This is a genomic window from Bacillus sp. CR71 (genome assembly GCF_003429245.1).
Classification (GTDB): domain Bacteria; phylum Bacillota; class Bacilli; order Bacillales; family Bacillaceae_G; genus Bacillus_A; species Bacillus_A thuringiensis_S.
In genome coordinates this window covers 2,748,985-2,769,709 of sequence record NZ_CP031748.1, presented here as the reverse complement: position 1 = coordinate 2,769,709, position 20,725 = coordinate 2,748,985, and the positions used below count along the sequence as shown (strand labels likewise).

The following is a 20,725-nucleotide window of genomic DNA, read 5'->3' as shown; positions in this document are numbered from 1 at the left end:
TTTCTCTCCTTAAAATAAGTTTGAATAATGCTTAATCCTTTTCTTTGCATTCACTCTAATCATAACGAAAACCTTCTTCACGAAGATATAAAAAACTTACCACTTTCTATCCTTAAATAGAAAGTGGTAAGTTTAGTTCTTTAGGAATATTGGAATGAAACTCTGGTGTATACACAATAGAAAATGAATATCCCTGCTCAATAAATGATACTTCATTATGTTTACATTCAAAGGGAACATTATTTTTCTTAAAGTTATTTTGGATGTGCTGTAAAAATGCTGAATCCGGTGTTCCGAAAGAAACATGAACTTTCGGTGGTAAAGCTTTCATTGCGATTGGAATCCAAGGTCTCTGCCACCAAGTCGCGACGATATATGCAGTGCCACCTATAACAAAGTTAAAAATATCCCCATCTTCCATCGTTTTCATATTTAGATTTGATTTTAACCATTCCGTAAAAACAGGTACACTTTTAACAGGAAGACCAATTTCCCTTACGTATAAAATGTTTAAAGGTGAGTGTGGTACTAATACATCTTCTTTAACATAACTATGCGCGATAATTTCGAGAAGATTTCCATCGCCATCTCTGAAATATAAGTTGAATCGGCCGCTCTCTTCATCAATTGTATGACCATCTTTCCATTTTACAATGAGTAATCCAGACTTTTCAAGCCATCTTGCAACTTCATGAAATTTTGAATATGGAATCTCAAAAGCAAAGTGCGCAGGTGCAATTGGTTCATATAATTCTTGAAAACTAATTGTAGTGTACGGTGTTACTTTAAATTGAATAAATGATTCTGTTTCTTTTTTTATTGGAAAAGATAATATGTCCCTATAAACTTGTTTTACCCCTTCTATGGAAACCGTTTGTAATTTTATATCTAATATATGTGTAATCACGTTACATTCCCCCTTGTTTCTTATTATCTATTCGTATTGTATTACACTTATAAATAGATAAAATCAAACGGAAGGATGGATTTTTCATGTAGAAACTACAACTTTAGTATGAATATGTTAGCTCCAATTATTTTTTATTTCTGCTATAACAATTTCTGGTTTATCCCAGTGCAACATGTGTGTAGTATCAGGAATTACTTTTACTATACTGTCCGTTTTCTCTTTAAAAACATTTACTGTCTTATCTCTATAATCCGCCCAAACTTGTGGGACTGTAGCTCGAAGTAATACAATATTAGCCGGTAGCTTCTCATATATATCTATAGTTTCATCTTTATGCATACCTCTTATTATATTACTAGCTGTATTTCCCCTGGCATGCCACCATACTTTATTATCCATTTCGATCCCTAGATCCTTTACAGCAACTTCTAACAATGAAGACCACCTAGTATAAGCTGCTTTTTCACTTTTGAAAAATTCGTCCCAATTATTAAAAACGTATTCATCAAAGTCCTTTTCATAATAAGCCATTTCATCTTCCAACGTTTCTTCTTTAAGCCTTTTTGTTTGATATCCACCATCAATAAGAATACTTCCTTGTACTTTTTCTGGATGATTTAACAAATAAAATAACGCTACAAAACTTCCCCATGAATGTGATAGAAAATAGAAGTATTCGATTCTCAATTCATTTATTATTTCATTTAACCAATTTGCTAAATTGTGCATCTCATAATCTTCTGTTCTTTCAAATGGGGGTGTTTTACCATGTCCAGGTGCATCAACGGAGATAAATCTATACTCTTCTTTTAATTCCTCAGCAATTTCTATAAAACTTAAACTCGTACTACCTAATCCATGTAAACAAAAGATAACGGGCTTGTCATTATTCCCCCATTCAGTAATATGTACATTTATTTTTTCATTGCTAATATAGTAACGTTTCAAAACATTTATCCTCCATATTTTGATTTTTTAATTTACACTTTATTTATTTCTATTATTTTCAAGTATCTCCTGTATTCTTTTCCACACAAAAAGCTGCTTTTCTTTAAATGAAAAGCAGCTTTTACACTAAAATATATTACAATTTAACAGCAATAATCATAAATCTTTTTGAATTAGTACGAATCCCTTTTTCAAAACTATACGTATCAATGAACTTTTGTAAAATAGTAAAATCCTCTTCCTGTTCTCCGAATCTAGGAATAATAGGGGTATGTTTTAATAAGAAAATGAGATCTTCAGACCTACTGTAATAATCAGTAACATCATATTCACGTACTTGCACGAGATCAAATCCTGCACTAATAAGTTCATTCATATACTTTTCTTTTAAAGTACCATCCCGTTCACCTAAGCATTGCCCTCTACCAAATGCTTCTTTCAGGTTTAATTTATCATTCTCACTTACTTGTTGTGTTAAGAAAAAGGCACCCTTTTTCATTACTTTCGCTAACTCAGATGCCAGAAACGGGGCATGACAACTTGAAGCAATATCAAAATGTGCATGTGGAAATGTTAAAGCTTCAGAACCCATTTGAAGAAACTCAACATTTTGTACACCTGATTTTTTCAAGTTAGAATGTGCCGTTGCAATCATGCCGTTAGAATTATCAATTCCAATCAACAATTTAGCTGATGATGCTATGTTAAGTACATTTTCTCCTCCCCCTGTACCAACATCAAGTAAAATATGTGATGGTTTACACCTTTCTTTTACCTCACTATAAAAGTCCCATGTATCTCCTACAGTTTCACATTTTATTTTACTAAAATCCCATCCATTTAATCTTCCTATTTTATCATAGAAGCTTTTATACTCTAATTCGTTCATCTTATTACTTCCCCTTTGTAAAAATAAATTAAATATGTATAATAACCTACGACACTCCTTAATTATATATTATAAATTACAAATTATTAAAACAATATTTCCCTTCACACTACAATAAGTTTACATAACATTTTTATGGTTTATCTTTATCTATATATTCTAAATGCCCTCTTCCCCAACTACACATACTATCCAAAACAGTACTGACTGTTTTTCCATGTTCAGTTAAGCTATATTCTACTTTAGGTGGTATTTCTTGATAAATTTCTCGTTTTATTAGTTGATCTTGCTCTAATTCACGTAATTGCTTCGCTAACGTCCCTTGAGATATATCTGGTATCAATCGCTTTAATTCACCAAAACGTTTCATTCCATCTGTTAGCAAAATAAACAAAATGAGTGGCTTCCATTTCCCACCGATTATTTGTAATGTTGCTATTACCCCTTTTAACTTCGGTTCTTGTAAATCCATTTTTCTCACCTCTCCTCAGATATCATAAAGTGAAACTTTAATCAGTGAGGGTTTTGTTCATCCCAAACTGATTATTAGTTGAACCAATCGGGCTTTTACGGGCAATTGATCTCTTACCTAACTTCCTTGCATTTTCCTAACTTTGAGGTGAGAGTTTTACTGCCCGTTAATGCGGGATAAACCATATTTAGCGATTTTTCCAATTACTTATCCGCATAAATAGCGATTAGTACGAAATTTACGACTATGTACATATAAAGTGCGTACTTTTCACTTGCTCCCTTTTAGCGAATAATAAAAGCATAGCACAGTTATATTCTAAATTTTTTATTAAAGGAGTGGCTAAAATATGTCTATTACTACATTAGAAAATAGTCGTATTGTTATCATTGGCGGGAGTTCTGGTATTGGATTGGCAACGGCAAAACAAGTAATTGAACAAGGAGCACATGTTATTATTGCAGGGCGTTCGGAAGAAAAATTAAAAGTTGCTAAAAAATTAATAAATAGCAATCATCTTCAAACTTATATATTGGATAATCAAAATAAAGAGCAATTACAAATTTTTTTCAAGACAGTTGGGAACTTTGATCATTTATTCACACCGGGAGCCTCTTACACACTTGGACCAATTACCTCTACAGAGGAAATTGCTGAAAGTAGCTTCATCGGAAAGTTTTGGCCTCAATATTATGCCGTAAAATATGCAATTCCTTTTCTTTCAAACTCTGGATCTATCGTGTTAATGTCCGGTGCATTTAGTCAAAGACCACTTAAAGGCGCACCTGCTTATGGAGCTTGCAATGGTGCTATTGAAAGTTTAGGGAAGGCTTTAGCTGTGGAATTAGCTCCTATTAGAGTTAATGTGGTTTCTCCTGGAACAATACAAAAAGAAAATGAACAAAATGAAAATAGACTAGTTGCTTACGAAGCTTATAAATCTCTTTCACTTGTACAACGAGCTGGATATAATGATGAAATTGCACATACTGTCCTATATTTAATGCAAAATAGTTTTACTACGGGTAATGTATTGTTTCCTGATGGAGGGTACACATATCATTAAATTATTTAAGACAAAAGCCCCTTATTACGGTGGCTTTTGTTGCTCATTTAAACATTGCTGAAATTTCCAAATAGATGATTACATTACTTTAGTACCAACTGGTTGGTTTTTAGATGATTCATTACAATCCGCTCATTTTGTACATTTGCAAATAAAATTGTGCTAGTAGTTGACGAATCGAATCTCGAAGTAATTTGTCTTGATATTTATGGATAAGTTTCCAAAGAAAAAAGGCATATAATTAATGCCTTTTTTCTTTATCATTATTTAACTGGATAACAAACTTCTGTAACCCACTTATTAGGATCCGATTCCATCGCTGGGCTCACATGATAAATATTAAACATCGGGCCTGCTAATTTGTAACCTTCTGTCTCAATCCATTTTGCCGCAGCCTCATTTACAGCTGTCATCTGTTCATAACTTCCATTAACTGTTATAGAAGCTATATTGGTTGATTTCATATTTTTAAATGTAACGTCTTTTGTATTTTCGTGCTTACCTAGAATACTTAGCTGTATTTCTATATCTACATCATTTTCTTTGTATTCACGATCATGGAAAACCGCAATACTATAACTCGGATGGGCAATACTAATATTTTTCATTTGAATTTCTTGCATTAATACACTCCATAAATCACCTTCGCAATTATACGATGGAATAATCTTTCTAACACTAGCTACAGTTCTTTCTGGAATTTCTTTTATTGAAACATGATAATTCATCTCAACAACATCCTCTCTCATCGTTTTCATTGAGTCTTCGAGGAGACGTAATTGTTTTTGGAGGTTATTCATGTCTTCTTTAATTTGAGCACTACGATTTAAAAATTGCTCTTTTATGCTATCTATATTATCGCATTCTATTATTTCTTTGATGGTAGCAATATTAAACCCCATAGCTTTTAATGTTTGAATTTGATTTACTTTTTTTAATTGGTCAGCTGAATAAAATCGATATCCACTCTGCTCATCGACTTTTACTGGTTGTAATAATTCCACTTTATCGTAGTGTCTCAACATACGTATACTAATGGAAGATAGTTTCGAAAAATCCCCTATTTTAAACATGATTTCCTCCTATAAGTTACATCTACTTTGAAGCTCAACTTCATCATAAACAATGACATTATGTGAGGGTCAACTATTTTTAACGATTTAAATAATAATTTAACATGTTATATTTATATAATTAAAAACCTATATTCCTGTTTTTATGACTACTGCAATTGATAACCATTAGTTATTTTTCTCAAGACATTCATAAACCGCCATCATATCTCGTTTATCCAACTCACGAATACGATTAAAAATTGGTATTTGCCCAACAGCTTCTGTTAATAAGCTCTCATCCACAACATCACTAACTTTTCCAGTTAACCACGTTTGTACATCCACGCCCTCGACAACTTCTTTTAACCCTTCGTCATTAATACCACTTGCATTACAAGTTACACATGGAATTGTTAGTTTAAAGACACCATCATGTAGATTATCTTCGGTTATCACTTTCTTACCTTTACAAAATGGACATGGATTACTTTTTTTAATTTTATTAATTTGGGTAACTATTTTTTTGTATCCAAACGCTTCGTATACATACGTAAGTTTTTTATATTTACCATTTGTGAAATACTTATCTATAATGTTTTCTCTCGTTTCATAAACATTAGGGAAATCACAAACAGTTACTTGATTATTAACACTAATGGATTCGATATTTCCTTTTATTTCACCCCAGAATGGTAAGACATTTTGTAACACCATTTCATAGTTTGAAAAGCTTGCTTGTTCTAATTCAAACATCTTCAGTGCAACTTGTGCTTTTCTTGGCAATAAAGAAACATCTTCTGTCAATACCATATCGCCACCAACAATAGACTTCAATTTAACAAGTGTCGGTAAATCACCAACTGTTTTCACTACTTCATTAATAGGCTGATTAATTATTTCACGAATATCTACGTTATCAAATTTAAGTGGTTTATGATGATTTAAAACCGTCCCCTCGCAAATTGGACATTTCATCATTTTTTTTGAACTTTTAATTTCTTCTTTAATAGGTGCTTTTGAAATAACAATATATCCACCAATAATTGTATTAAATCCTACCCATGTTCTGCGTGTCTTTCCTTTTTTATCATAAAATGATTTTTCAAAATACCCGTACCAAAACGTATGCTTTTCTTCTTCTGACATATCATTATAGCTCTTTGACAAATCGTGATCAAGCTCATTTTTTATTTCTTCGAATAGAAATTCTATTTTTTCATGCTGATAAAATTTTAATACCTTCATGATTTCTGGATCGAATAGCCCATCCCAAAATGGAACACTTTTATCTTGAATGGCAATATCTTTATCAAAAACTTCAATTTGAAGACGTCCAGAACAAGATGGACAATGATTGTCCTGTGAATAGAAATCAAAACTTCTCGTATCTTTATTAATTGGATGAGCAGCTACAATATGATTAATTAATCCACCAATCTCATATAAGAAACTATATTGACTATATAAATGTCTTTCAAGATCAATAGCAATAACAGGTGCGATTGTATCAGATTCATATTCACCATAAATTAACCTAGCCATTGATGATAAACTTTTTAAAATACCGCCCTTATAAATATTTTCGGCATTTTTAAAATAGTTAATATGATTTTCTTCTAAATAGTGAACCCCTTTTTTCTGCTTAAGCATTGAAGAGATGTGTATTTTCTCTGTGCTATTCACATTACTTTTTTGACGATAGTAATCCTCATGATTGACAACATCCAAATGCTCTATAGATTCATTCTGCCTTTTTCCAAAATCAACTATATAATCAGAGCTTTCTAACATGTAACGATTATGCTCAATCATAATGATCGAAACTGATTCATCTTGCAGAATACCTCTAATACTATCGATAAATTGATTCAAAATATTTTGTGATAAACCTTTTGAAGGCTCATCAAAAATAAATAATGTATGTGGATTTCTAGTGTTTGCAAATAATTCCGAAACTAAATGAACACATTGAAACTCACCTGTCGATAATGTTTGTGTTTTTCTCTCTAATGTTAAATAGCCAAGCCCTAATTTAATTAGTAGGCTCAAACGTTTATAAGCGATATCTTCATTTGGAAGTTCATCAATAATATCCTCAATCGAGCGCTCAAAAATATCATCAATGTCTTCACTATACTTTGTCAGTTTCTTTTTAATATCTAGGAAAGTTGCTACAGTTGATCGACTTGTAATTGATTGATTTCGGTCTTGTCCTACCATAACTAATTTATCTTTTGGATATCGTTTCAAAAAATCTGTAGCTAGACATTCGTTGACAAGTGTAGATTTCCCACATCCTGATTCTCCTGTAACTGTTACAAGCCTGTTTTTAGGAATTTGAAACTCAGCCATTTGGATATTACGGCAATATAAATCATAGAATGTATAATATTCTGTTGGTATTTCTTTATTTCGATCCCACAGTATTGACTTTGGTCTTGGTGATTCTTCCACAATTTTCCCGCCATATTTTCCGCTACCAGATCCAAAGAACAATTGCTCATCAGTTGTATCTAGTACTGTATCTGAATGATCAATAAGCCAAATTTGATTTTTACACCCTAATCGTTTAATCTCTTCTAAAATTTGTAATAAAGTTTCATGATCAAGTCCAACTGAAATCTCATCAATAATAATTACAGCATTTTCACTTACTGCCATGAATTCGGCCAAATAAAGTCGTGTTAACTCTCCACCTGATAACGTACCCATAATTCGATTTAATGTTAAATAACCAATGTTCATATTAATAATATTTTGCAGTATATGCTGTTTTTCTTCACTAATATTTAACTCTTTTGCTAGTGAAAGAATAGATTCAATACTTAAATCATTAATATTTGAGATTGAATGTGGCTTGTCCAACAAATCAATTTCATGTTGTTCAATTTCTTCACTATAACGTTTTCCCTTACATTTTTTACACTCAACATTTTTTGTAGTACCACGGCCTTTACAACCAGTACACCAGCCTAATTGATTATTAAATGAAAAGACCTCTGGAGAAAGATTAAATACCTCAGCAAGTTTTTCCCGAACCTCTGTAAAAACACCAGTATGAGTACCAATCGTTGAACGCGGATTAGACGAAATCGATGATTTTCCTAGAAAAAGTACTAAAGGTATTTCTTCCATCTTAATGGCACTAAAATTTGTTTCCATAATGTTAGGAAATAAATATTGATATTCAGCCTTTGGCAATAAAGAAACTAATCGTTTTTTTGATTCTTCACCAATTGTTTGGCAAAAAGTTGTTTTACCCGATCCAGATAAACCAGCAATTCCAAACGATTTATTAAACGGTATAGTTGCATCTAATTTATTTATGTTATTAGCAATTAATTGATTTACTTTCATATTAACCTCTATTCTTATTTATTCACAAAAGCATTTTTACAATATAATAATTACATAATGAATATTACCTATTATGCAATTATCCTCTCGCTTCATGAATCTTATCCTTGTATATTTCAAACCATTGTTGCCATTCATCTTTAGAAAATTCTTTCTCTTCTCCTTTTAAAACGTAAGAAAAAAGATTTAAACAAATATGCCAACCAGCTATATCTCTCGGTGTATGATCTGTTAATTCATGAATGTACTCTTTAAGAAGTAAAAGAGTACCATTTTCCTCTTTATGTATTTCAAATCGGACACGGTCTTTATCCCAAGTAAATTCAAGTACTGAGTTTAGTTGACATTCTAAAATATCAATGTTTATGAATGAACCGTCCATCATGTCGAACTTTATTATTCCACCAGTTTTAAGGCTTTCAATCTGTAAATTGGACATCCATTTTTTCAGCTTACTGTTTTCTGTTAATACAGACCAAACTTCCTCTACCGTATATGGAAATTCGCGTTCAAATTTTACAATATATCCACCAGTTAGTTTCCCAATTTCAGCTATCATTTTAATTGCCTCCTTATATAGAATATATGTTCTCATCTCATTTTACACGAATATAAATATAAAATAAATATTTATGTCAGCGAAGTGTTAATTTAAAGTGAATGGTGCTGAGAAAAACTTAAATATTTTCTAAATCGAGTTATATAATATTGAAAATTAAATATAGATTTGCGTACAAATAAAAAAGCCGCATTTGCGACTTATGAAATCATAGGATTAACTCCTGTTTTGTTGAATGATTAACGCTTAATCGCATCGACAATTAGCGATGGAAAACCAAGTTTATCGCCTTTATTTCTAGAATCATACCTTTTCGAACGGAAAATAACACCGTCGTTTGCATCCCATTCGTTGTAATAAAACCGACCATTTTCATCACAATATTCAAGTAAAACTACCTCGAATCCAGCAGTTTCAAACATTTCCGTTAATGTTATATAATTATGAACGATTTTATGACTTGCTGCTGGATGATCTTTCGGACCGGGTCCCCCTATTTGAACTATATTTTGATATGCCTCATCCTGAAAGAATGCATCAGGGACTCCGCACCGAATATGACCAGATGGTTTTAAAAATTCATAACAAATTTCAGCTGCTCTTACACCTTCTTAAAAAGTAAGGTGTTCCCATACATGCTCAGCTAAAATAGCTGAAATAGAGTTGTATTCAAATCTTTCTTCCCACGTAGCTTTATCTAGTAAGTTAAGTTCATCTTCTTGCGTTTGAATCCAACCTGGATTATTATTAAACACTCCAGCTCCGGCAACTACTTTAATTTCGTCTTGTTTTATTGCCACCATGTTCACCTCTTAAATATTTTAATTCATTAATATATTCTATGTTTACTATTATCCTTCCTCCTTTAACAAATTTAGTACCATGAGTCCAGTACAATACCGAACTCATGTCCTAAAACTCTCTAACGCAACGATCTGTCTAACTCTATAAAATTAGTTCATAATATACGATTTTTCTTACAGAAATATAGCACAGCAAACATTAGCATAATACCAATTACGTAAAAAATTGTTGTTCCGCTCCCACCAGTATTAGGAATTACCCAATTATTCTTCGCATTTTTCACTGTTATTTTTTGTGTCTTTACTGCTTCTGTAATTTCTATTTCTATTTCTATTGGATCCCTAAGTAACATGTATCCGTTCGGTGCTTTTATTTCTTTAATCGTATACTTTCCAATTACTAATTGGTTGGAAATTACCTTTCCTTTTTCATCCGTTATTAATCTACTAACTTCTTTCCCTTCTTTATCTAACACTTGAAATACAGCGCCTTTTAGCTTTAATTCACTATCCTTATCATCAACTTTTTCAATTTCAAATTGCCCAGTCGGATCTGGCAATTTCTTATTTTCTATTTTAATTTCTACTACTGTATCTTTTTCTATTTTTACAGTTATTTTTTCTTTTAATAATTCGTAACCTTTAGGTGCTTCTACTTCCACTAAGGTATAGTTTCCTATTGGTAAGTCCTTTGATATCATTTCTCCTTTTTCATCTGTTATTAACTCTCCAACTACTTTTTCTTTTAAATCTTCTATATGAAACTTTGCTCCTGCTAGTTTTTTATTTTTATCACTTATGTCTACTTTCACAAGCTTCATTTTCCCCATTGGATCTGGCAATTTCTTATTTCCTATTTTAATTTCTACTACTGCATCTTTTTCTATTTTTACAGTTATTTTTTCTTTTAATAATTCGTAACCTTTAGGTGCTTCTACTTCCACTAAGGTATAGTTTCCTATTGGTAAGTCCTTTGATATCATTTCTCCTTTTTCATCTGTTATTAACTCTCCAACTACTTTTTCTTTTAAATCTTCTATATGAAACTTTGCTCCTGCTAGTTTTTTATTTTTATCACTTATGTCTACTTTCACAAGCTTCATTTTCCCCATTGGATCTGGCAATTTCTTATTTCCTATTTTAATTTCTACTACTGCATCTTTTTCTATTTTTACAGTTATTTTTTCTTTTAATAATTCGTAACCTTTAGGTGCTTCTACTTCCACTAAGGTATAGTTTCCTTTTGGTAAGTCTTTTGATATCGCTTCTCCTTCTTCATTTGTTACTAGTTCTCCAACTATTTTTCCTTTTGGATCTTCTATATGAAACTTTGCCCCTGCTAGCTTTTTATTTTTATCACTTATGTCTACTTTCACTAACTTCATTTTTCCCATTGGATCTGGCAATTTCTTATTTCCTATTTTAATTTCTACTACTGCATCTTTTTCTATTTTTACAGCTATTTTATCTTTTAATAATTCATAGTCTTTTGGCGCTTCTATTTCTACAAGGGTATAGTTTCCTTTTGGTAAGTCTTTTGATATCGCTTCTCCTTCTTCATTTGTTACTAGTTCTCCAACTATTTTTCCTTTTGGATCTTCTATATGAAACTTTGCCCCTGCTAGCTTTTTATTTTTATCACTTATGTCTACTTTCACTAACTTCATTTTTCCCATTGGATCTGGCAATTTCTTATTTCCTATTTTAATTTCTACTACTGCATCTTTTTCTATTTTTACAGCTATTTTATCTTTTAATAATTCATAGTCTTTTGGCGCTTCTATTTCTACAAGGGTATAGTTTCCTTTTGGTAAGTCTTTTGATATCGCTTCTCCTTCTTCATTTGTTACTAGTTCTCCAACTATTTTTCCTTTTGAATCTTCTATATGAAACTTTGCTCCGACCAATTTTTTATTATCATTATTACTATCAACTTTTTTTATTTTTACTTTTCCAGTACTAGGCTTGTTCCAATGTTGCCAGTTAAATTTGAAATTGTGAAATTCAAATCCACCAGTTTGTTGTACCGCACCGACAAATGCTTGTCCATTAATCGAACCGCCTTTTGTTTCTAATACAGCATTGGGGGCAAACACACTACCAACGACACCATATCCCTCTGTTATAATTTTTTTCGCATTTGGAAAAACCCAAATCACTTTCCCATATAGCTGAGTAAACGGGGAATTAGGAGAATATGGTTGTGATGTAGGAACTATATCTGTAGCCCTTCCAATATTGTTCGTATCATATAGAATAGACCCATTTTTAAATGTAACCTCTGTTGCATCCGAATACATAACAATAAAATCTTTGTCCTTAGCATTTGGTAAAAATACATCTCTTATATCTAAATTAATTTTCCCTGTCAATTCTGATGAAACATAAATATTAGGATTGTTTATATCTTTTCCGATTCCATGACTCATATTTGGAATTGGGGTATTTGTTTTATATTGACCTGCATTTTTACTGACTTGGTTCACTATATTGCGAAATTCATTAAATTTCGCGTCAATTTCTAGTTTTTCTTTATAAACGATACGATCATAAGAGGATTGTATGATGCGATCTGGATCACTCTCTTTTGTCATTACTACTATTCCGTTTTGAATGATAAAAGATTCTTCTCTTGATTTCTTAAATTTTCCAGACAACAACAAGGACGGATATCCCTCATCAACCCATTTTTCACCTACTATATTAGATGTTCCCGCTGCAGCACCTACAATTGTATACCCCGATGCATCCATATCACCTTGAACTGCAGTTGCTCCTTCAATGTCGCCACCTATTGCTTTATGGTTACCAAAGACAACTGCATTATAACGCGATATATCACCTAGACCTTCTAAGTTTGTCGTGGATCCATATACTTCTTTTGGTACATATATGACAAAACTTACACTTAACATTAACAAAACAATAAAATGAATACTTACCAGCTTTAATCGTAGCCTCAATTCCTTTGTTCCCACCTTTACCGTATTTTTTCTATAGTCGAATAAAATGACATATTCACCAATGAGGATTTACTTCATCTTTTATATACTTTATATACTTTCTTTACTTATCTCTGAATTTCCGGTCCCACTTCCCATTAATGCAGGATAAATAAATACATTCTATCTAGTTAACCTTTTCTTATAAATTACGACTAGAAACACACATAACAATAGGATTGGAACTATTACAGTCCACTTATTAAATATAAATATCTCTGTACTCACTTTTTGTTTTTCTTTCTCGTTTAACTCCACACGCACACCTCGAACTAGCAATCTATTGGTGTTTACTCCATAAGGCGTACACGTAATTAAAGTTGTATAATCTTTTTTTTGTACAATTTGTAGATCGTCCGTTTCGTGTGGTAACACTACTTTAATTTGATCTACTTTATAAGCAAGAACTTTGTCTAAAGAATGAATATAAAAAAGATCTCCTTCGCTCAACTTATCTAAATCTGTAAATAATTTTGCTGATGGTAAACCACGATGCCCTGTTAAAATAGTGTGCGTATTTTCTCCACCTATCGGGAGCGAAGAAAAATCTAAATGACCTATCCCGCGGCTCAATACTTCCTCAGATGTCCCTTGATAGATTGGCAGTTTTATATTAATTTTCGATATTTCAATATACCCCATTACATCTCCTAAATTTAACGCATCAGCATATGCTTGATGATTACTTTTTTTTTCAGAAAATGGATCAGTAAATGTTTTCGTGGAAGTTTGAACTTGTTTATTATATTCGGCTGCTTCTTTTTCCCTACGTTCGACTTCTTTCTTTTGTAGCTCTTTGATCTTCTTATCGTAAGAGCTAATCTCAGAATAATGTGCACGAGTCGCCAACCAATTACTAATAGTAGGATATAAAAAAACACCTAATCCAAATAAAAAAATACCTCCCAAAACAAGATTTCGTTTCATATTTCCACCTCTGTATATGCTTAAATATCGAAAAGAGGGAAGCATTTTGCTTCTCCCCTTTTCCCATAGTTACATGTTCCTAAAATCTTAATTATTAGCAGACTTTTTTCTAAAGAAAACAAATGCCGCTGTAACCATTAACGTAAGACCTATTACAGTAAAAAGAGTCGTTCCTATGCCACCCGTTACCGGAAGAACCCATCCACTTTTATTATTTTCAATCGTTAATTTAACCGTTTGATTATTTTCACTAATCTTTACATCAATGGGATCTTTTAATAATTGATAAGAAGCTTTTGTACCATCTTCTTTTGTATATGTTGGAGCTTTCGTTTCGAAAATTTGATAGTCTCCATATGGAATGTTAGACCATTTAATAACACCATTTTCATCTGATACACCTGTTACTTCTTTTCCTGCTACAACAACTATTTTTCCATTTTTATCTTTAAGTACAAACTCTGCACCTTTTAATTTATTCTTATTAGCACCATCAATTTTTGTTAACTCAATTATTCCAGTTGTTGGAACAACAACTACAGGTTTAGATTCCTTTTCTCCAATTACATCATTTTTATTTGTAAAATCAATTTTTGCTGTATTTAAAATTTCCGAACCAGATGGTACTCCTTCTTTTACTTGAGATTTAATTTGCAAATGAAATTCTTTTTTACCATCTAATTTTGTGAAATCTTTTACTGTAGCTGTTACTTTTTGACCTTCTATAGCTACCTCTACAATGCTTGCATTTACTTCTGCTCCATCAATTTTCACGATTGGCTTTCCTTGAATCACTAAACGATTATCCAAAGTATCTGTTACCACATATTTTTTGTATTCCTTAATGTCTTCTGGAATTAATGTTTTAATATCATAATTATAATTAGTTAACGGATTGATTGGTAACGCTTCCAATTTTCCGTTAATCTTTTTATCAATTATTGGTTCTTCATAGTTTTTCACTTCTAATTTAACTACTGTACCAGAAGTAATAGTTCCATCTTCATTAATTGTTCCGGAGTTCTTAACAAAAAACTCACGTTTAGTTGGATCTATTACATAGCCTTTCGGAGCTTTTGTTTCTTGGAAATAGTATTCTCCATACACCAATCCTTGCACGCGAATATGACCATTAGCATCTGTTACTAACTCTTTTTTCACTTCTGTACCGTCTTTTTTAAATAAAGAGAATACTGCACCTGCTAATGCTTTTTCATTTACACCAGTTTTTATTAAATCCACTGCACCACGTTTAACCTCATTTTTAGGATACATGTGAACATCATAGTTTAGCACCTTACCCTCTTTATTCGTTAATGGGATATCCACTGTATACGTATTGGGATTTAGATTAACATGTGGAGGTCCTGCCACTTCTTTCACCTCATAACGTCCTAGCGGAAGATCTTTTAATACAGCTTGTCCGTTATCATCTGTTACTACTTGCGTTGGAGTTGCTCCCATTACAGGTTTCACATCTTCTTTCACGATTTTCCCATCGTTTGAAATTTTTTCAAAAGACGCAACCTTTTTCACTTCAAACGTTACACCTTTTAATGGTTTCGCATCTTTTGGCACCTCTTGATTTGCAGAACCGTCACCTTCTAGTCCCTGCGCTCCATCTTTTTCTTGTTCATACTTATGAATCGTTAAAGTACCTTTAGATGGTGAATCTGCCTTTACTAATACACTAGACCATGTAGAAAATGTTAAGAATAACACTAAAAGCACACTAAATATTTTTTTCATTTCTCTTATCCCCTTTACTACTTCTATCATTTTAAAAATCTCTTTATTACTATTACCTTCTTAAAAGCAATAGTGTGCCAAGTATCAGATTTAAACGAATAACATAAAACATAGTCGTCCAACAATCCATTGTTTACAATCACTTATTCACATTTCTTATCTTCTATTATTACGTTGTCTCTCCACATGATATATGTAATTTTCTCCCCTAAATTACACTTATATCTCTACTTCAAAAATCATTACATTTGTTACATAATAGCTTTCACTGCTAATTTCGACTAGTCACTTACTGTCAATCTATTAATTTCTCACTTCCTATCCCTATTTAAAATCCAACCTTAATCATTTTTAATACATATAAGTAATAACCAACAAATAAGTGTGACGATTCATATTTTACGTTACTGTCCAAAACTATTACCTGTATATTCAAATAATATGTGCTATTCATGTTAAATTATGGTATTATTCTTAGAAGTTTATAACTTTTATTTATATTTTTTATTAATAAAGGTTTTCCGTTTCTACTTATGAAAAAAGGAATATATGTTTATTTAACTATTACGCATAACTGTAAGGAGGAAGAATATGACTAAAAAGCTCAGTCTAGTTGAGATAGAGTACATTTGCAATATGTTTTTCCAATCTTTTGAAATTCCAGTTTGTTTTTTAGATTGTAACAAAAATATCCTTTTAGAATTCACATCAAAAAATGATTCACACTTGTTGTATACATCAAAAATAGAACAGTTACATGTGCTTTTTCAGAGAAATGATACATATAATTCCCCCATCTTCAGAACTCACGAACATCTAGGGCACTTCATTTTAATTCACATAAAGAGCGATTATATGGTGAACGGTACTGTTATTATTGGGCCCTTGGCACATGTGAATTTTTCTACAAGTAAAGCGGATAGTAAACTTAATTTTATTCCAAATTATAAAAGAACAAGAGACCATTATTTTTCATTGTCAGTCAAAGATCAAAATTTCTTTGTAAATATAGCAATATTGTTCTATAACATTCTCTATAAAAAAAATTCAGATGTAAGCACATTTTCAAATAACAGTGACTCACTTCATATAAGTCATAGCAGAATCTTAAACGAAGATGTATATATTTCAATGCAAAAAGACGAATCCATTTATCATAATTTATATATAGAGCAGCAACTACTTGGTTCTATAGAAAACGGGGATAAAGAAACCGTGCTCAAATATTATTACGAATTCCAACAAGAGACTCTTTCATCTTTATCTTCATTCCATCAATTAAGACGTCATAAAAACATTTGTATTTCATCCATTACGCTCGCCACTAGATATGCGATAAAAGGGGGTCTTCCATCTGGGATAGCTTACAAAATTTATGATTTACATATTCAAAGAACAGAAAATTTAAAAGACAAAGAATCTGTTTGGGATTTATTAAAAAATGCTTTTTGTACCTTTGCAGACCGTGTAAAGGCACAAAAAACACAGCAACATTCACAGACTATTGCTATTTGCAAAAACTACATTTTTAAAAACATTTACAATCCAATATCTGTTAAACAACTTGCTAAATTTGCAAATGTGAATTCAGATTATTTATCTATATTATTTAAAAAAGAAGTCGGTATTTCATTAATTGAGTACATTCAACGTGAACGAATCGAAGAAGCAAAGAAATTATTAACTTTCACCACCTATCCCTTATCAGACATATGCGCTTCGCTTAATTTTAGCGATCAAAGTTATTTTACTAAAATTTTTAAAAAATTCACCAATGAAACACCTGGTAAATATCGAAAATCTCATGTTGTCATTTAGAGTGACACTTCCATTAAAGCAAAGTGTTTTCAGTAACTTATCAATGGCAAATTAGAAGTACTCCTATATTCATGAGCTATAGGATTTATGCTATTTTCAAATCAAAAAACACGTTACTATTCTCATTAAAATAAAAGAATAGTAACGTGTTTTATATGTAATATAGTTCTGTAGACAGAATAGTATCCAACTGCAAATTTTTATAAAGGCCAAATGTACCGCTTAACTATTAAAATCTTAATAAGTAAAAAATCCATATTTCGTTTTATTTACTTTCTACTTTATTTCTTTTGAATACTGAACTCTTTTCTTCAAACGAATAATCCCTACTATTATTTTTGTATCTTTCTAAATTTGCGAATCAAAGTGAGTACTGTACCTGTAATAATCATCAATATGCCGATTGCTGCACTGTTAGTTGTACTTACACCCGTCTTTGGCAGCTCCTTATATGTATATTCTTTTTTATCTGTATTACTGTTATTTGAGATACTATTGCTATTTGTCTTATTAGCAAGACCATTAGGTTTGCTAGTTTCTTTATCTTTCACTAATACTTTTTGTATTGTATTTACCTCATTACCCACGGAATCTCTTACACTATATATTATTTCATAAATACCAGCTTTAGTTGTATCTATAGTTCCTTTATACGCTACTTTAGAAGTAAGATCACCGTCTTCTTTGTCAGTAGCCGATACTCCTATCAACGGATCAAATTGATCACCCTCAGTAATCGAAGTTGTAGCAGGTACTTTTAGTATTGGTTTTTCATTTTTAATTTCTTCTCTAACTTTGACCGTTACAGTTTGCTTCGCCGTTACTTCATGACCTTTAGAATCTGTAACCGTGTACGTTAATACGTAAGTACCGGCTTTTGATGTATCTACTTCACCATCAACTTTAATTTTAGAAGTGAGATCACCGTCTTCTTTATCGATAGCTAATACTTCTGCCATTGGAACAGATGAATCTCCTACATGAAGTATCGCTCCAACAGGCACTGTTAATTTAGGTTCTAAATCTGATATTTCTCCATTTCCCTCTACAATTACAGTCTGTATAGCCGTTGCATTCCCGCCTTTAGAATCAACAACCAAGTATTCCACAATGTATGTACCTGGTTTTGAAGTATTTACATCGCCTTTATGCTTTACTTTATTTGTTAAATCACCATCTTCTTTATCAACAGCTTTTACATTTCTCATTGGATCAAACGTATCTCCTACACGTAGTGTAATCGTAAACGGTACAGTTAACTCTGGAGCTTGGTTTTCTGCTGTTTTTTCGTTTTCTTTCACTTTTTCTATAATTTTTGCAGCATCAAAAGCATTTTGGACTGCTTGAACTTCAATTGAGTTCGTTCCATATTTATTAGTTGCCACTTTAAGGCATGCCAATTTCAATTCAGAAAAATTAGAAGTCATGTTTAATTCATCAGTATTTGCATAATAGAAAATATCAAACATTTTATCTTCACCAATGCTATTTACATTTACACCGTTATGAGTACCACCTTGTGCAATTAAATACGCAACTTTATTAATAATACTTGAGTTAAAATGAACGCCTCCATAATCCTCTCCATTTAAATCATTATATTTACTATAATCATCAGGATACGGTAGTCCATCTGAAAAATTAATTGCAGTTGGATTTTTCATATTACGAAAAATCGATCCAGTTTGTTCTCCTATTGTCCAGTTAAATTCCCCATTATTTATGTATTTCTCTATAGCCGTTCCCATAATATCCGATAATGCCTCATTAATTGCCCCAGATTCTCCTGAAAATTCAAGGTTAGATTCACTTGATGTAACTGCATGTGTAAATTCATGACCGGCTATATCGAACGCTTTTACCATAGGATCTCCATATAAAAGCATACTAATGTTATTAATATTAGTACTAAATGCATTTTCCCAATTTTCAGGATCATTTGTTCCTCCAGAATCCCATGCATGTACAACTGAAACTACTTTGTTTCCTTTATTATCAAAACTATTACGCTTATATTTTTCTTTATAAAAATCGTATACCTTTGTTGCTAAGAAATGAGCGCTTACCGCCTTTGGATCATTAAATGTTGTTGAAACGCTAGTTGCTAGTATACCAGGATAATAACTTTCTTCATTTGTAATATCTCTATAATTTACATCATATGTCTCAATTCCTTGTCCTCTTGTGTAATCAGCAAGCGCATAATTCCCACTGGTCTGTTTAGAAATACCAAATGTACGAGTTACGCCTAAATCATCTTTTCCTGTTCCAGTTAATGATGTAAAATTGCTAGTTTTATTTTCCTTAACGGATTGAACATACTCTTCACTTATTTTCAAACTTGATTCTTGTACCATATCTTTTAACATTTCACCATTATGAGCATTCACTAAATAAGTTCCAGATACATAATTTGGTGTTGTAGCAGCAAATGTAACTTGATATGCATTGCTAGCCTGTCCATGATTTTCATCAACAAAAATAACTGCCTTAACTTCTGGCTCAGAAATAAATTTAGTATCGTTTCCGTACTTTTTATAAATATATTGTTTTGCTTCTTCTTTTGATAAATTAATAGGTTTCTTTAAATCTTCTTGTGTTAAATTTTGTGCGCTATCTCCTGAAATACTTTTAATAATACCTTTTTTATCTACGTGAGCAGTCAACTGGTGACCATATACTTCTTTTCCTTCATATATTTGTTGCATGCGCACAAGTGTAGTTCCATCATAAGAACCACGTTTTTGAAGAACCTTGTAATCTACTCCTGTTTCTGCACTAACTTGTTTTGGAGACAAAGCATGCTCCGTATTTTCCTTAAGTGCATCTTTCACTACATTCTCTGGCGCCTTTTTTGATGGTTGTGTAAGATCACCTGTACGGAACGAATCCTCTTGAATTTCTACTTGCATTTGACCAGTTTCCTCTGCATGACCTAATCCATATGGCGTTACACTTGTTAAAACGAATCCTGTTGTTAATGCAACTATAGCTATTTCTTTTTTATTTCCCATGATATTCCCCTCGTATAAATTCCTATTATTTATATGAAACTGCTAAAATGTATACAATCTATTCCTAACATAAAAAGATGACTTTTGTAATCAACAAAAGCCACCTCTTTAATATGTAATATCCCTAAAATGTTTTTAATACATAATTTCTATACA

General features: G+C 31.8%; 13 protein-coding genes and 1 pseudogene. 2 read left to right on the top strand and 12 right to left on the bottom strand.

The features are described 5' to 3' along the window. Window positions 1-112: 112 nt before the first annotated feature. The 4 genes from DOS87_RS13815 to DOS87_RS13800 form a co-directional block, all read right to left on the bottom strand. Entirely contained in the window at window positions 113-907 is a 795-nt protein-coding gene (locus tag DOS87_RS13815) for a VOC family protein (protein ID WP_000627905.1), read from the bottom strand. A gap of 117 nt (window positions 908-1,024) precedes the next feature. Further along, window positions 1,025-1,858 carry an alpha/beta fold hydrolase gene (locus DOS87_RS13810; protein WP_000833444.1) on the bottom strand — a complete coding sequence of 278 codons (834 nt, stop codon included), beginning with the start codon at window positions 1,856-1,858 and terminating at the stop codon, window positions 1,025-1,027. 136 nt (window positions 1,859-1,994) lie between these two features. Next, a complete protein-coding gene (locus DOS87_RS13805) occupies window positions 1,995-2,747 on the bottom strand; it encodes a class I SAM-dependent methyltransferase (RefSeq protein ID WP_098578044.1) in 753 nt (250 codons plus the stop codon). Window positions 2,748-2,880: 133 nt separating this feature from the next. After that, a complete protein-coding gene (locus DOS87_RS13800) occupies window positions 2,881-3,219 on the bottom strand; it encodes a winged helix-turn-helix transcriptional regulator (protein ID WP_000365520.1) in 339 nt (112 codons plus the stop codon). A gap of 349 nt (window positions 3,220-3,568) precedes the next feature. Here DOS87_RS13800 and DOS87_RS13795 point away from each other — a divergent pair, with 349 nt between their 5' ends. After that, window positions 3,569-4,285 carry an SDR family oxidoreductase gene (locus tag DOS87_RS13795; protein WP_000029094.1) on the top strand — a complete coding sequence of 239 codons (717 nt, stop codon included), beginning with the start codon at window positions 3,569-3,571 and terminating at the stop codon, window positions 4,283-4,285. Window positions 4,286-4,548: 263 nt separating this feature from the next. Here the strand turns inward: DOS87_RS13795 and DOS87_RS13790 are convergent, their stop codons facing one another. From DOS87_RS13790 to DOS87_RS13755, 7 genes and pseudogenes are all read right to left on the bottom strand, one after another. Next, window positions 4,549-5,358: a MerR family transcriptional regulator gene (locus DOS87_RS13790; RefSeq protein ID WP_000472619.1), complete on the bottom strand. Its 810-nt coding sequence runs from the start codon at window positions 5,356-5,358 to the stop codon at window positions 4,549-4,551. Window positions 5,359-5,526: 168 nt separating this feature from the next. Continuing rightward, the gene (locus DOS87_RS13785; protein ID WP_000867738.1) at window positions 5,527-8,697 is read right to left on the bottom strand and encodes an ATP-binding cassette domain-containing protein; all 3,171 of its coding nucleotides are present in this window, start codon (window positions 8,695-8,697) and stop codon (window positions 5,527-5,529) included. A gap of 79 nt (window positions 8,698-8,776) precedes the next feature. Continuing rightward, window positions 8,777-9,256, bottom strand: coding sequence for an SRPBCC family protein (locus tag DOS87_RS13780; protein WP_016077658.1), 480 nt, complete (start codon window positions 9,254-9,256; stop codon window positions 8,777-8,779). A gap of 239 nt (window positions 9,257-9,495) precedes the next feature. Continuing rightward, window positions 9,496-10,056: pseudogene (locus DOS87_RS30195) on the bottom strand (class I SAM-dependent methyltransferase). A 158-nt stretch (window positions 10,057-10,214) separates the two neighbouring features. Beyond that, window positions 10,215-13,022: a SpaA isopeptide-forming pilin-related protein gene (locus DOS87_RS13765; protein ID WP_208730365.1), complete on the bottom strand. Its 2,808-nt coding sequence runs from the start codon at window positions 13,020-13,022 to the stop codon at window positions 10,215-10,217. 162 nt (window positions 13,023-13,184) lie between these two features. Then, complete coding sequence (locus tag DOS87_RS13760; RefSeq protein ID WP_098578050.1) at window positions 13,185-13,988, bottom strand: class C sortase; 804 nt, start codon at window positions 13,986-13,988, stop codon at window positions 13,185-13,187. Between the two features lie 87 nt (window positions 13,989-14,075). Continuing rightward, window positions 14,076-15,737, bottom strand: a complete 1,662-nt coding sequence (locus DOS87_RS13755; RefSeq protein ID WP_098578047.1) for a SpaA isopeptide-forming pilin-related protein — start codon at window positions 15,735-15,737, stop codon at window positions 14,076-14,078. A 591-nt stretch (window positions 15,738-16,328) separates the two neighbouring features. On the opposite strand from DOS87_RS13755, the gene DOS87_RS13750 reads away from it, so the two are divergent. Next, complete coding sequence (locus DOS87_RS13750) at window positions 16,329-17,555, top strand: helix-turn-helix domain-containing protein (protein WP_000162841.1); 1,227 nt, start codon at window positions 16,329-16,331, stop codon at window positions 17,553-17,555. Window positions 17,556-17,887: 332 nt separating this feature from the next. Here the strand turns inward: DOS87_RS13750 and DOS87_RS13745 are convergent, their stop codons facing one another. Then, complete coding sequence (locus DOS87_RS13745; RefSeq protein WP_098578048.1) at window positions 17,888-20,569, bottom strand: M4 family metallopeptidase; 2,682 nt, start codon at window positions 20,567-20,569, stop codon at window positions 17,888-17,890. Between the last annotated feature and the right edge of the window lie 156 nt (window positions 20,570-20,725).

Coding starts and splice junctions, on each gene's coding strand:
- DOS87_RS13790 (WP_000472619.1), bottom strand. CDS start 5,358: ATGTTTAAAATAGGGGATTTTTCGAAACTATCTTCCATTAGTATACGT.
- DOS87_RS13780 (WP_016077658.1), bottom strand. CDS start 9,256: ATGATAGCTGAAATTGGGAAACTAACTGGTGGATATATTGTAAAATTT.
- DOS87_RS13750 (WP_000162841.1), top strand. CDS start 16,329: ATGACTAAAAAGCTCAGTCTAGTTGAGATAGAGTACATTTGCAATATG.
- DOS87_RS13755 (WP_098578047.1), bottom strand. CDS start 15,737: ATGAAAAAAATATTTAGTGTGCTTTTAGTGTTATTCTTAACATTTTCT.
- DOS87_RS13745 (WP_098578048.1), bottom strand. CDS start 20,569: ATGGGAAATAAAAAAGAAATAGCTATAGTTGCATTAACAACAGGATTC.
- DOS87_RS13795 (WP_000029094.1), top strand. CDS start 3,569: ATGTCTATTACTACATTAGAAAATAGTCGTATTGTTATCATTGGCGGG.
- DOS87_RS13805 (WP_098578044.1), bottom strand. CDS start 2,747: ATGAACGAATTAGAGTATAAAAGCTTCTATGATAAAATAGGAAGATTA.
- DOS87_RS13800 (WP_000365520.1), bottom strand. CDS start 3,219: ATGGATTTACAAGAACCGAAGTTAAAAGGGGTAATAGCAACATTACAA.
- DOS87_RS13760 (WP_098578050.1), bottom strand. CDS start 13,988: ATGAAACGAAATCTTGTTTTGGGAGGTATTTTTTTATTTGGATTAGGT.
- DOS87_RS13785 (WP_000867738.1), bottom strand. CDS start 8,697: ATGAAAGTAAATCAATTAATTGCTAATAACATAAATAAATTAGATGCA.